Source organism: Mucilaginibacter endophyticus (assembly GCF_003351025.1).
Taxonomy (GTDB): domain Bacteria; phylum Bacteroidota; class Bacteroidia; order Sphingobacteriales; family Sphingobacteriaceae; genus Mucilaginibacter; species Mucilaginibacter endophyticus.
Window position 1 is genome coordinate 1,041,044 of the sequence record NZ_QPCG01000001.1, and the last position, 14,431, is coordinate 1,055,474.

General features: G+C 44.2%; 9 protein-coding genes and 1 riboswitch. Of the genes, 4 read left to right on the forward strand and 5 right to left on the reverse strand.

Features of this window, described 5'->3' with window-relative positions; translation table 11 throughout:
- Window positions 1-131: 131 nt before the first annotated feature.
- Complete coding sequence (gene metE, locus DUL71_RS04280) at window positions 132-2,432, reverse strand: 5-methyltetrahydropteroyltriglutamate--homocysteine S-methyltransferase (RefSeq protein ID WP_114936886.1); 2,301 nt, start codon at window positions 2,430-2,432, stop codon at window positions 132-134.
- A gap of 154 nt (window positions 2,433-2,586) precedes the next feature.
- Window positions 2,587-2,782, reverse strand: a riboswitch (cobalamin riboswitch).
- A gap of 181 nt (window positions 2,783-2,963) precedes the next feature.
- On the opposite strand from metE, the gene DUL71_RS04285 reads away from it, so the two are divergent.
- Window positions 2,964-3,425 (forward strand): Lrp/AsnC family transcriptional regulator, encoded by a 462-nt coding sequence (locus tag DUL71_RS04285; protein WP_114937468.1) that lies wholly within the window; start codon window positions 2,964-2,966, stop codon window positions 3,423-3,425.
- Between the two features lie 257 nt (window positions 3,426-3,682).
- Here DUL71_RS04285 and DUL71_RS04290 read toward each other — a convergent pair whose 3' ends face one another.
- The gene (locus tag DUL71_RS04290) at window positions 3,683-4,801 is read right to left on the reverse strand and encodes a glycosyltransferase family 4 protein (RefSeq protein ID WP_114936887.1); all 1,119 of its coding nucleotides are present in this window, start codon (window positions 4,799-4,801) and stop codon (window positions 3,683-3,685) included.
- Window positions 4,802-5,036: 235 nt separating this feature from the next.
- Here DUL71_RS04290 and prpB point away from each other — a divergent pair, with 235 nt between their 5' ends.
- From prpB to DUL71_RS04305, 3 genes are read left to right on the forward strand one after another with little or no spacing between them, the layout of a single operon-like run.
- A complete protein-coding gene (gene prpB, locus DUL71_RS04295) occupies window positions 5,037-5,939 on the forward strand; it encodes a methylisocitrate lyase (RefSeq protein ID WP_114936888.1) in 903 nt (300 codons plus the stop codon).
- Window positions 5,929-7,083 carry a bifunctional 2-methylcitrate synthase/citrate synthase gene (gene prpC / locus DUL71_RS04300; protein ID WP_114936889.1) on the forward strand — a complete coding sequence of 385 codons (1,155 nt, stop codon included), beginning with the start codon at window positions 5,929-5,931 and terminating at the stop codon, window positions 7,081-7,083. Before prpB ends, prpC begins: the two co-directional genes overlap by 11 nt.
- Before the next feature lie 44 nt (window positions 7,084-7,127).
- Window positions 7,128-8,579, forward strand: coding sequence for a bifunctional 2-methylcitrate dehydratase/aconitate hydratase (locus DUL71_RS04305; RefSeq protein WP_114936890.1), 1,452 nt, complete (start codon window positions 7,128-7,130; stop codon window positions 8,577-8,579).
- Window positions 8,580-8,637: 58 nt separating this feature from the next.
- Here DUL71_RS04305 and DUL71_RS04310 read toward each other — a convergent pair whose 3' ends face one another.
- The 3 genes from DUL71_RS04310 to DUL71_RS04320 form a co-directional block, all read right to left on the reverse strand.
- Entirely contained in the window at window positions 8,638-10,416 is a 1,779-nt protein-coding gene (locus tag DUL71_RS04310; protein WP_114936891.1) for a phospholipase D-like domain-containing protein, read from the reverse strand.
- 209 nt (window positions 10,417-10,625) lie between these two features.
- Entirely contained in the window at window positions 10,626-13,301 is a 2,676-nt protein-coding gene (locus DUL71_RS04315; RefSeq protein WP_114936892.1) for a carboxypeptidase regulatory-like domain-containing protein, read from the reverse strand.
- Window positions 13,298-14,224, reverse strand: coding sequence for a GLPGLI family protein (locus tag DUL71_RS04320; protein WP_114936893.1), 927 nt, complete (start codon window positions 14,222-14,224; stop codon window positions 13,298-13,300). The genes DUL71_RS04315 and DUL71_RS04320 overlap by 4 nt, the downstream gene beginning before the upstream one ends.
- Window positions 14,225-14,431 lie beyond the last annotated feature (207 nt).

Sequence of the window (14,431 nt, forward strand, 5' to 3'; positions counted from 1 at the left end):
GAGAGAGGTGGAGGGGTGTGTCTGCATTTTGCTTATCGATTGAAGAAACACACCCCTGCCAACGCTCTTTCCTCCGCGCCCCTCTCAAAAGAGGATTTAATATTTCAGTTAAAGCAACATCTGCTAACTAATTACGCTTCTACGCTAATTTGTTCCCTTGCCTGTCTGGCTGCGGCCACCATGTTTTCTAAAGCGGCTTTGGTTTCGGGCCATTTGCGGGTTTTTAAGCCGCAATCGGGATTTACCCATAGATGTTGCGCCGGGAGCAGATCGGCTGCTTTGGCCAGCAGGGATGCCATTTCCTGGGTTGTGGGTACTCGTGGCGAATGGATGTCATACACACCCGGGCCTATCTCGTTTGGATATTCAAAATGGGCAAATGCCTGTAACAGTTCCATTTGCGACCTTGATGTTTCAATCGTGATTACATCGGCATCCATCGCTGCGATATGTTCAATGATATCATTAAACTCGCTGTAGCACATATGCGTGTGGATCTGCGTTTGGTCCTGGACGCCACTGGCGGTGATCCGGAACGCGTTAACAGCCCAATCCAGGTAATGTGGACGTTTGGCTTTCCGCAACGGCAAACCCTCACGAATGGCTGCCTCATCAATTTGTACAATGCCAATGCCTGCGGCTTCCAATGCCAAAACTTCATCATGAATAGCTAAAGCGATCTGGTTGGTCGTAATATCTCTTGACTGATCATCACGTACAAACGACCATTGTAAAATAGTTACCGGGCCGGTTAGCATACCTTTCATTGGTTTGTCTGTTTGTGCAGCAGCAAACGCGCTCCAACGTACGGTCATATCTTTCGGGCGACTTACATCGCCATAAATTACCGGTGGTTTTACGCAGCGGCTGCCATAGCTTTGTACCCATCCATTTTTATTAAAGAGGAAGCCATCAAGCTGTTCGCCAAAATATTCAACCATGTCATTGCGCTCAAATTCGCCATGTACTAAGACGTCGAGCCCTATTTCTTCCTGCCAGCGGATAGCATCAATAGTTGCCTGCTCTATTTCCTTTTCATATTGTTCGGTGGTCAGGCCGCCTTTTTTGAATTTAGCTCGTAGCTGGCGGATATCATCCGTTTGAGGGAAAGAACCAATGGTAGTTGTAGGGAAGGATGGTAAATTGAAACGCTCACGCTGCAATTGCTGGCGTACCTGGAAAGCGCTTTGGCGGGTAGCATCAGCTGCGGTAATAGCCGCCACACGCTCTTTCACTGCTTGCTTATGCACTTTTTGTGATGATCTTCTGCTGGCGATCGCTTTTCTATTAACTTCAAGCAAATCGTTATTCCCTTCAGTTATCTGCTTCAGTTCACTTATCTCATTTAGCTTTTGTTTGGCAAATGCCATCCAGTTTTTGATTTCAGGGTCGATGGCCGTTTCCAGGTCAAGGTCTATCGGGCTATGCAGCAGTGAGCATGACGGAGCTATAATCACCCTGTCGGTCCCTAACTTTTCAACCGCTTTACTGAACAGGCTTAGCGATTTTTCATAATCATTTTTCCAGACATTGCGCCCGTCAACCAGGCCAAGCGAAAGTTTAAGGTGAGCAGGGATCAGCGCAAGAACTTCGTCCAGTTGCTCCGGAGCGCGTACAAGGTCGATATGCAGTGCGGCTACAGGAAGATTAACGGCCAGTTGGGTGTTATCCAGTAAAGCTTCAAAATAAGTTGCTACTAGTAACTTAACGCCGCTTACCCTGTTGGCAATTGAGCGGTAAGCAAATTCAAATGCCTCTTTTTCTTTTTTCGACAAATCAAGCGCCAGGCACGGCTCATCAAGCTGAATCCATTCCGCCCCCTGTTGTTTCAGGCGGTTAATGATCTCGATATAAACAGGGACTAATTTTTTGATCAGGTCAACACGCTCAAAGCCTGCTTCTTTCTCTTTGCCCAGCAGCAGGTAACTTACCGGGCCAACTAATACGGGCTTGGCTTTTTGCCCCAGTTGTTGTTTGGCGCTGTTGTACTCGCCAAAAATGTTTTCATGAAAAATGCTGAACTCCTGATTAGTGGTAAACTCAGGAACGATGTAATGATAGTTTGTATCCAGCCATTTGGTCATTTCCATGGCGGTAATATCAAGACCATCTTTTTGATAACCACGGGCCATGGCAAAATAAAGGTCAATTTCGCTGTTGGCTTTTACCTGGGATAGTACAGGCGAATAACGCTGAGGAATAACGCCCAGCATCAGGCTGGTGTCTAATACCTGGTCGTAAAAGCTAAAATCGTTGCAGGGGATCAGGTCGATACCGGCATCCAGCTGGGTTTGCCAGTTTTCTTCTTTGATTTTACGGGCAACTTCCTTTAATTCTTTCAGGTCGATTTTACCTGCCCAGAATTGTTCGCAGGCTTTTTTGAGTTGTCTTTGGCTACCTATTCGCGGATAACCGAGGTTTTGCGTTAGCATTTCTTTAAAGATTTTAGTTAGAAAACAGTTGAAAGTGTTTTTACAAACTTTACAGCGCTTCACGAAAAAACAGGGCATACTAAGGCGTTCGGGCAGGCTATTGCCGGCTATTGAAAACCATCAGGTAAGACCATTTGCTTTATTTCGCGAAAGCATCGTCTTTCCGAAAAGGGCAGGTATCCTGGCTTATAACATTTCCGCCGTCCTTCCCAACCGCTGTTTGGTGGTCAGTGGACATTGCAGGCCGAAACTTTCTTGTTATTTACAGTTGCGCGACAGCCCGTGATTTGCACACGGTTCCCTTTTAATTTCCCATAGCTTATAGGACAACCTTTTCCGGTAGAGAAAGTAAAGAACTTTTGTTGTGATTTACCCCTTGTTATAGGATTAAATTCTGAACAAAGCTAATAAGTAAGATTTAATAACTAATTAATGGTATTTAAATAGGTTTAAAAATCTACATTTGGTTTTTATTTAAGATTATTGAACTATTTGAAGGTTGTAATCTTAGTGATAAAAGAAAAATATTCTATGGAAGAACTGGACGATACAGATATACAATTGCTCAAGTTGCTGGGCGACGATTCGGAACTAACCATAAAAGAACTGGCGGCCAAAGTAAACCTTTCGCCAACGCCGGTTTTTGAAAGGGTAAAACGACTGAAAGCAAACGGTTACATCAAAAAATACATAGCCCTGATTGATGCCGAAAAGCTTAACTATGGTTTAATAGTTTTCTGCAATATAAAGCTTAAACAACACGATAAAAGCATAGGGCATAGCTTTGTGACCGATATCCTGAAGCTTAAAGAAGTAGTAGAATGCTATAATATTTCCGGTGATTTCGATTTCTTGCTGAAAGTTTACGCGAGGGATATGAAACACTACCAGGATTTTGTATTTAATAAACTGGGTTCGGTTACCAGCATCGGGAGTACGCACAGCACTTTTGTGATGTGTGAGAATAAGAACTCTTATAATATCAATTTATAATGATGATCTAAAGGATATTAGATTTTATTTGAAAGTTTCACGTAGAGACGCATCACATGCGTCTTTAAATTTGATGAAAGATTATTCATTAAGCAATGCTTCATTGCCGTTGGTTTTAACCAACGGAATAATGAATGGTAACAAGCGGGCTTTAGCCCAAATCCACATGTGTAATTAGGCTAAAGCCAGAGCTTTTCAGTCTTTGTACCGTTGGTTAAAACCAACGGCAATGAATGTTTTGCATTTAAAACGGTCGCTCAAATATATAGTTGGTGATTTAGTTTTGAAGTTTCCGCAGGCTGAACCCTCACGTTAGTTGCTTCGTTTGACTCAAATAACTGCATCATTGCTTTCGCGTTTTGTTGTATTGCGAAAGGTAAAATGCTTTGATAGCCGGCATCCGAGTTAGTTAGTAAACTTTTGAGCATATTAACCATTTCCATTTTATCAGCAGCGATACGCCAGTTTTCGATCTCGGCATCCATCGGTTTTACAAAACTTACAACCTGTGCCCCGGCGTATAACGCTTCCAGGCAAACCGCACCGAAACCTTCATAATTAGAGGTGTGCACAAATGCCCTGGCGCGTTGCATCCATTGTAATACCTCGTCGTGAGGCAATCTGCCAACAAAGGAAATGTTATTTGTCAGGTCAAGCGCTGCTGTCATTTCCATTAGACGCTTCATTTCGGTACCATCGCCAATAATTACCGCTTTTAGGCCGGGGATAGCTATTTTCAGCGAAGCAATTACTTCTAAAAACACATTGTATTGTTTTAATGGGATTAATGAGCCTGCTCCAATAATATCAATATTCCGTTCGATATAGGATTCTTTAAAGCGGGTTACATCAATACCAACCGGTATTACATGTGCCGGTGTCATGCCGTAGTTTTTGCTGAACTCACGTACCAGGAAATCAGACAAAGCAATTAATCTATCTGCAGTTGGTTTTGTTTTCGCGAAATACTTGTTATCAACTTTTGCATCCTGTCCCAACAGCCAGGTGTAATGCTTGAGCCCATACCTGCGGGCAAATATATTACCGATGTAAGCACATTTGCCAAGCCAGAAACTTAACATGCCGATGATCTGGGTTTCCTTGTGAAGCTTATGCAGAACCCTGAGCACTTTGATCCCGGTAAATCGGCGGATAATCCTGCTGTTGCTTGGATTGCCAAACGCTATAACCCTTATATCATGCCACAGATATTCGCCGCTAAAAAAAGGATATTGAAAAGTGAGCACTACTATATTTAATTCCGGACGTTCTTCCTGTAAGGCTTTTACAAAAACCTGCTGCGGGGGGATGCAGGTACTATCGCCTTTATGTTCGGGAAAGCCGGGAGTTAAAATGACCAGTGTTTTGTGCTTCATTAAAATAATATTTAATGCTTTTCGGAATAGGGATAAACCTTTCTAAAGCATTGTAATCACTATTAGTTACGGGAGAATTTTGCGCCGGGTTGCTTAACGGACTCGTTTTTATAATGCTGATGTTTTTAAAGCCGGTTGATGGAGGGTATTTGTTTGGATTTATTTTCTAACTTGGCAATAGTTCCTTTTCCAATTAAAGGGGCTTTAACAAACGTACTTTTCTAAAAAGTTTACGATGCAACCAAATAACCCTAAATCGCCGGGCCAGAAATTTCGTGAGGCCTTGCGAAATGAAAAACCACTACAAATAGTTGGCGCAATAAATGCCAATCACGCATTGCTGGCACAACAAGCCGGCTTTAACGCTATTTATTTATCAGGCGGCGGCGTAGCCGCAGGATCCTTGGGTATTCCAGATCTGGGAATCACAACCCTTGAGGATGTCCTCATCGACATTCAAAGGATCACCAATGTGTGCGACCTGCCACTTTTGGTAGATGTTGACACCGGCTTTGGACCATCCGCGTTTAATGTTGCCCGTACTGTTAAGTCTCTAATTAAAGCAGGTGCAGCTGCTTTGCATATTGAAGACCAGGTAGGGGCCAAACGCTGCGGACATCGCCCCGGTAAGGAAGTAGTAAGTAAAGATGAAATGGTTGACCGTTTAAAAGCTGCGGCAGACGCCCGTACAGATGAGCATTTTGTAATAGGTGCCCGCACCGATGCCTTTGCCAACGAGGGATTAGAGAAAACCCTGGAGCGGGCGGTTGCTTACAAAGAAGCCGGTGCCGATTTCATTTTTGCTGAGGCCGTTCCCGACCTAAATTATTACCGGAAGTTTGTGGAAGCAACCGGTATCCCAGTACTGGCCAACATCACCGAGTTCGGTATGATCCCGATGTATACGGTTGAAGAGCTCGGAGAGGCAGGTGTGGAGCTGGTGCTTTACCCGCTTTCGGCATTTAGGGCAGCAAATAAGGCCGCGCAGAATGTTTATCAGCATATCCGTAAGGATGGCACCCAGAAAAATGTACTGAACACGATGCAAACCCGCGAAGAGTTATATAAAAGCATAGGGTACCATGCTTATGAGCAAAAATTAGACGACCTTTTTAAGAAGAACCAGGATGGAAAGTAATACTGAAAATACGTTCAAACCTAAAAAGAGCGTGGCTCTTTCGGGAGTTATTGCCGGAAATACTGCCTTGTGCAGTGTAGGAAAAAGCGGTAATGACCTGCATTACCGGGGATACAATATTCTTGACCTTGCCGACCAGGCAGAGTTTGAGGAGGTAGCTTACCTGCTCATTTATGGTTCGTTGCCCAGTAAACCGCAACTGGCCAACTATAAAACTAAGCTGAAATCAATGCGGGGATTGCCTAACTCGGTAAAGAATATTCTGCAGCAGATTCCGGCGGCGGCGCATCCTATGGATGTTATGCGCTCAACCGTATCGGCTATCGGGAGCATTCAGCCCGAAAAAGATGACCACAATGTTTCCGGAGCGAGAGATATCGCAGATAAGCTGTTAGCCTGCTTCAGTTCGGCTTTGTTATACTGGTACCATTATGCTCATAACGGCAAAAGCATTGAGGTGGAAACCGATGACGATAGTATTGGCGCGCATTTTCTTCATTTATTGCACGGCCGTAAGCCTTCAGCTTCATGGGAACGGGCCATGCAGATCTCTTTAAACCTATATGCCGAGCATGAGTTTAACGCTTCTACTTTCACCAGCAGGGTAATTGCAGGTACGGGTTCGGATATTTATTCGGCCGTTACGGGCGCAATTGGTGCTTTGCGAGGGCCTAAACATGGTGGCGCAAATGAGGTGGCTTTTGATATCCAGAGCCGTTATAATTCGCCGGATGAGGCCGAAGAAGATATCCGCAAGCGCTTAGCCAATAAGGAGGTGATTATTGGTTTCGGCCACCCGGTATATACCATATCCGACCCACGAAATGTGGTGATCAAAAAAGTAGCAAAAAGCCTGTCGGAAGAGTCGGGTGATATGCTGCTGTTTAACATTGCCGAGCGCCTGGAAACCCTGATGTGGAACGAAAAGAAGATGTTCCCCAACCTCGATTGGTTCTCTGCTGTTTCCTATCACCTGATGGGGGTACCTACCTTAATGTTCACACCGCTTTTTGTGATATCTCGTATCACAGGATGGAGCGCCCATATCATTGAACAACGGCAAGATGGCAAGATTATCCGCCCAAGCGCTAATTATATCGGACCGGATAATAAGGAATTTGTCCCGCTGGATAAAAGATGTTAACCGCCAATAGAAATCTTTAATAACCAAAAATCTAAAATAAATTCATGTCAGCCCATATCTCAAACGAACGACCACAACCAGATAAAGTATTAACCGATATAGTAGATTATGTGTTAAACTATGAAATTAAAAGTGACCTGGCCTGGAAAACAGCACACTATTGCCTGCTGGATACTTTGGGCTGCGGATTTGAAGCTTTAACTTACCCGGCCTGCACCAAGTTGTTGGGCCCAATAGTTAAAGGTACAATAGTGCCCAACGGCGCTAAAGTTCCCGGAACATCATTTCAGCTTGATCCTATCCAGGCCGCATTTAATATAGGCGCGATTGTGCGCTGGCTGGATTTTAACGATACCTGGCTGGCGGCAGAGTGGGGGCACCCCTCAGATAACCTGGGCGGTATTTTAGCTGTTGCCGATTGGCTGTCCCGCACATTAGTTGCTGAAGGTAAGCCCGCGTTGCTGATGAAAGATGTGCTTGACGCCATGGTGCGGGCGCACGAAATACAGGGTGTGCTGGCGCTTGAAAACTCATTTAATAAAGTAGGCCTGGATCACGTGTTTTTAGTGAAAGTGGCTTCTGTAGCGGTAGTTGGCAGGCTGATTGGCTTAACCCGCGATGAGTTGATAAACGCGGTATCGTTGGCCTTTGTTGATGGGCAGGCTTTACGTACTTATCGCCATTCGCCTAATACGGGCAGCCGCAAATCATGGGCAGCCGGCGATGCTACATCAAGAGCTGTACGCTTGGCCTTAATAGCCCAAACAGGCGAAATGGGATATCCATCGGTACTTACTGCCAAAACATGGGGTTTTTATGACGTGTCATTCAAGGGAAATGAGTTTAAGTTTCAGCGCGATTATGGTTCTTATGTAATGGAGCATATCCTGTTTAAGATCTCGTTCCCTGCCGAATTTCACTCGCAAACCGCGGTTGAAGCGGCAATGACATTGCACGGCAAATTGAAAGAGATCGGTAAAGTTGCTGATGATATCAAAAGGATTACCATCCGTACCCATGAGGCCGCTATACGTATCATCGATAAAAAAGGGCCTTTAAATAACCCTGCAGACAGGGATCATTGTATCCAATACATGATTGCGGTGCCGCTGATATTCGGTAGGCTTACCGCTGCCGACTATGAAGATAATGTTGCCGCAGATATCCGTATTGACATACTCCGCGATAAAATGACTTGTGTGGAAGACCCGCAGTTTACCAAAGATTACCTCGACCCAGAAAAACGCTCAATTTCTAATGCCCTGACAGTTGAACTGAATGACGGAACTATACTGGACGAGGTAGTGGTTGAATATCCAATAGGCCATAAACGCCGCCGTGAAGAAGGTATACCTAAACTGCTGGATAAATTTAAAATTAACCTGGCCAGGATCTTTGCCGAAAAACAGCAGCAAAATATTTTAAATACTGCATTGGATTTCGATAAGCTGGTGAACACCCCGGTTAATGAATTTGTGGATTTGATGGTGGTGTAGATTTGACTGAAATATTTATAATAAAGGCTCCCTGCTAAAACAGGAAGCCTTTATTGGTTTAGCACCATTCCTGAAGTTCTCTCAGTGTCCGGGCGTTTTGCAGATAACTGCTTTGCCATGTTGGATCGCTGTTAAGCTGGCTCCATGGCTTTTTGCCGGCAGCTTCCATGTCATGCAAATAAGCACGCCAGCGATAATGAGCGTATGTAGATATACAGGCAACCGCGTAATGTTTTGCCAGCGCTTTATTTCCTGTAATTACAACAAAATTTTCGTCATTTGCTTGGCTGGCGCTTGATGAGAAGTTGTGAGAGCCGGTAACAACAATCGGGTTATCAGTAAAAGCATCTATAACAATAATTTTGGCGTGTGTAATTGCGAAGCCTATTTTGCTTAGAAATATGTTCCGGGTAACTTCACTAACCCAAAAGCTAAAATCATTGCCGACCCCTTCCGGCTGAACCAGGTTGGTGGTATAAGGCATGTCCTTGGTTTCGTCCAGGAGCCTGAAGTTTTCCCGATTGCTGGCAATTACCGTACTCACAACACCGCGTATATACATCCCATCTTGTGCTGCCTTTTTTACGATACTTGTCAAAGGTTCACCGCCGGGCTGAAACATGACATAAAGGATGGATTCTTTTGCATTATTAACCAAATTCTGCAGGTATTTGATATCAACCGGGGTAGTTTTTTTAGCAGCCTTCTCCGTTCTGGTGAACCATGCGCTTACATTACCGATAGTTTTGGGAGTATTGCCATTGAAAGTCACCAGGTCTGATGTAAAGGCGCTTCCGGCTTGTTTTAGCTTTTTCCAATAATCGTAATATAAACCGGCTACAGCAGCATCTTTTAACAGGATGCCATTATTTAATTGAGTGCAGAGCCCGGTAGGCGACCAATTGGTGCTGCCAGTCCAGGCAGACACTGCCTTATCCGTACGGTTATCAACGGTGATCAGTATTTTGTTATGGCCCAGGCCTTCTTTAGCCAGCAATCTGTCTGATACGTTTACACCCGCCAACTTCAGATCAGCGCGTACATCTTCGTTTTCATCGACAAAAGCGGTATGACCATCAATTGTTTTTGTATTTGCACCGTCAGACAGGACGATGTGCGCCCTTGGGCCTATTTGTTTCAGTTTATCTATCAGTTCTGTATCCGACAATTCGAAGAGTGCGGCATGAATATCCAGAAACGGATCTTGTATTACAGTATTCAGTAGCTTGAGCAGTACAATCCGTAATTCTCCGGATAAAAAGATCCGTAACGGTTCCTGGATCAATCTAACGTTATTAGAAATATCATTAGCAGTCCATTTTTTTTCGCGGGCTATTCTGGCCACATACTGCGACATCACCGCGCCCCGGTTAAAATAAACTTCGATATCATCACCCGCGGCCGCGTTTACATCGATTTGAGCCGTCCATGAAGATTTCGCAATTACCTGTAGTTTGGTCTTCCCAAGCACTGTATTTGCTTTCTTCCCCAGGCATGAAACGCGATAACGGACGCTATCGTTATTGTTTGCACCATGTTCTGTCCAACCGTATCGTTGAAATGGCCAGATAGAAGATGGTTGGGAGAGCGATTCAGGTTTTTCAGGATCAACGTTAGCAGAGTCAAACCCAACACGGTTACGAAGGATCTCTGTTTTTCCCCACTTATTTTTAGTTTTTCTTTGTCTTTCAATCATAAAGCCTAAACAGCCTTCTACCGGGCTGTCGGTATTCATGTTGTCAAGTGTACGCCAGGTGAGCTGAACGTCATCGCAGTTGTTACAGGCAGTAACCTTGATGTGGATATCTGCAGGTTTTTTAAGTGATAAAGTCGCCATAGTGATAAATTTAAGGTTGCAGGAATTGGTTGATATAAATATACCCAAAGATGTGTTAAGCGTGTTTAAATAATATAAACAATTATTAGTAAAAAATGCCTTAACTATTTGATTGACTGGGTTGTATTTTGGAAGTAGTGACGCCGCTCCGAGCCGACAGGTTTGAGGGAATTGATTGCATGGCCGATCTCAATAAATTGAACAAAACATTATAGATTAAACATCACTTTTAACAGTATAATCCTGCCCGGCAAAGTATAGGAACTCGCTGTTAACGTATTGGCCGTTAGGTAAAGCGCATCATAGGTTTTTACATTCAGGAAGTTGACGGCACTCAGCTCCAGGTCGGTTTTCCATTTTTCTACCCGTAGCCTTGCGGAAGCATCTGCGAAAAAGTATTTCAGATCGGGGTTGCCGCGCTGGCGGGTAAAATAATGCTCGCCCGATAATTTGAATTGTAAATTGGTTGTTGGGCTATAGTTGACAAATGCCTGCTGAAGCAACTGGTTAATATGATACGCCGATGCCACTGCCGCCGAATGACTATCGGTTTGCGTAAAAATAGCCTTATAGCTAAAGTTTACCTGCTCATTTACCTTAGTATTTGCACTTATATTAACAGTTTCTGAAGTGGTGTTGAAAGGCAAAAGTGAATTGTTCTGAATTTGTACCGATCTGTTGCTTTGCCATTGCAGACCGGCACCAAAAGTAGTTTTTAATGCAAAAGAATATTTGCTGACAGTACCGCTCACTGCCCACGAATCGGTACTATTTGAGTAGGGTAGTACCATGCGCTGCTGCAAGTTATTGGTGATTACATAAGAAGTGATATTATTGGAAGCGATATGATTGTATTGCGCGTTCAGGCTGGCGAAAAACAGAGTGAGTGCTTTTCGGTAGTTGAAGCCAATGGCTGCTTGTTGGTTCTGCCGTTCGGTTAGGGCGGCGTTATTGGCGTAGAGTGTCCGGTAATCTTTCAATATGTAGCCCTGGTACATATCTGTTATAGCGCCTGTTTCGTTGCGATAGCTGTACAAGAAGGTGACGTAATTTTCAAGGCCTGTTTGATACTTTACCCTTAATTGCGGATTGAAATACAATCGTGTCAAACTCTTTTGCAGTGCATATAATGTATCCGAATAGTTGATCTGCTGTAGGCTTATCGGCAGCGTTAGGTTCACTTTAAGGATCTCGCCCGGCAGGTCATAAGCTGCTTCGGCATACAGTTTTTTCCTGCTCCAGTTTAAATGATTGATGGAACTGTCCGATTCCAGGTTTACCGTATTGTTAGTCTGCACAACGTTCAGGTTTGACGTTAACGTTTGGGATTGTACGTTAAAACCAGTCCGGAAACTTTGTGTGATGAAGTTTGATGGTATTTTGAAGGATATGTAGTTATTGGTAAACCACGTGGGCACATTTACATTTTGCAACAGCCGGGCGTAAGGTACATTGTTATTGAATATCGCCGCGTTATAATTGGGTTCGATAGCCCTGCTTTCGGGCTCGGATGAATGGCTGACGTACGAATAAGCTTCAATGATATTGCCTGATCGCATTGATTTGATGAGGTTAAACTCATTGGAAAAATTCAGCGCATTGTCCCTGAATACCTGGTTTACCATATTGCCATTGGTATTGAGGCTTGAATAATTGGTTGACCGGTTATTATCCAGTAACAGCACATTATTCAGGTAATACTTATCGCGGTTAATATTCAACGTAAATTGGGTATGCAACAAATCAGGCTGAAAGCGGTTGCGTTGGGTTTCATCATAGCGCACGGTATCGCCGGGTAAGTAAATAGTAGTGTGCTGGCTATAGTCCTGTCGCCGGGTATCATGTAAATACCAGGCATTGATCTTAAGTTGGACATTCTTCTTAAAATTGACAAGGTTATTCAAATTGAGAAGACCGGAGCGATCGAACAAATACCTGTCGCGTGATAAGGCCGGATCATTCACCGAACCAAGCGACAGCACGGTTGGCGGCACGTTGTTATCTATCCGGTTTACATAATCGGCAAAGTTGTGCGATATCAGGTCTTCCTGCAAATCGTTGCCCGTGTTATTTCCCTTAAGATAATTAATAGCCTTGTACTTATCCTTAAACATCATGGCGTTAAGGTTTATATCGTAATTGCCGGGTAAGCCTGCACCAACACTTTCCTGCCCAACCATTTGTAGCTTAGCTCCTTTTTTTATGCTGAGGTTTAGCGCTACATCATCACTTACCACTTTGTTTTGGAGTACTTTAACCGGCTGATGATTCTGAATCACCTGTACCTGGTCTACCACGCCCTGCGGAATAGTGCCGGTAGCGATATTATATTTATCATCCAACAGGTTATCGCCGCCGATGTACAGGTTGGAGATAGGTTTATTGTTGTAGCTGATCTTGCCATCGGCCGCAACTGTTATGCCCGGCAGTTTTTTGATCACATCGCCTATAACCCTATCCTGCACGCTGCTGAAATCTGATACCTTATAACTCAGGGTGTCGCCGCTTGTACGCAATACCGGCCGGCTACTTTTGATCACTACCGCTTGTAACTGGTTAATTGATTGAGATAAAGTAAAATCGATAGGAGCCTGCAAATCTGTAATGCTTTTACTCTGATTTTTATAACCTATGCAGCGCACCTCTATTACCAGGCTGCTCACCGGTACATCGACCGGGAGCAGCAAAGTATAAGCACCCTTTACATCAGAAATAGCATAGCTTATAATACCGTTATTGGCAGTGTTTTTCAGGTTGACGGTGGCGTAAGGCACAGGCTTGCCAATGCTGTCTTTCACTACCCCTTTAATACTTTGACCAAAGCCGGGAACCGAAAGCAGTAAGGCGATAGCCAGCAACCCGATGTGTTTTGTAAGCAGACTCATTTCTTTTCGGGTAATTCGATAGGGTTATTGATTACCGGCTGCGGACCTATCCTGATATCAATTTTGGGTGCCGGTCTGCCCTGGCTTGCGGCCTGCGCGGCGGCCATCGACTGGGCAAAAGCATTAGGGTCTTTACGCATGGCTTCCTGCAAATTAGTAAACTCCTTTTCGGTAGTTTTGATGGCTTTGGTTGGTACCTGGATAATATTAGGGTCACTAATCTCCTCGTCCATGCCTATCATGACTGCCATTCGACCCTGGTTACCCGGCGCCTGGCCGGTTGGTTGGTCGTCTTTCTTTGCAGTAATCACCGCTTTTTCAATCCCGTCAAACTTAAAATCTACTTCTTTTTTAGCATCATAGGCCTCTACAATTACCCCGGGCAAGCCGTTAAGTTTCCACGGACCTATGTGTAGTGGCAAGTCGGGACTAAACCAGGCTGTATAATCCCTCCCTTTGAAATGAGCCGTAGCTTTTTGGCAATGCAAGCCACCAAAAGTCGCGGTATCGCCGCTTATTTTCCATTCTATCGGGGGCAGTACATCTGTTATCAAATAATTGTTGAACAGCAGCGGCTCTTTCCGTGCCAATTTTTTACCGTTCGGGAATTGATAATATTCGGTACCTGAACCTGAGGCTTTCCGTTGGATGTTTACATGACCATCTGCCGAGTTAGCCATTTGTTCCTGCACCTGTTTCCTGAATAGCGCGTCCTGCAGTTGTTTGTCATAACTCTTGTAAGCGCCCGCGCTTTTACCAACAATTAAAACCATGTTTTCGGTGTAGGGGTGTTCGCGGTTGGTGGTATCGCGGATGTGAGAAAATTTGTAATGCACTAATAATTGCGCGGTGTCAGGCTTTTGTGCCCGGGCCATAACGGCACATGATAAAAGGGCTGCACTTAATAGAAATTGCTTTTTCATAATTTCGGATATTTTTAAGCAATACTACTTTGCGCGTTAAACCCGCCAAAAACATTGTGATGAACCACTTATTCGCCCGGGTGTAAAATGGATATTTGTTATTTGGCGCGCTGTCTAAAACAAAATGCTGATAGCCCCCGGCCCGGATTTCAAAAAATGCAGGTTTACCCATCAAATCATTATATTAACATCAATAATTTATAAATG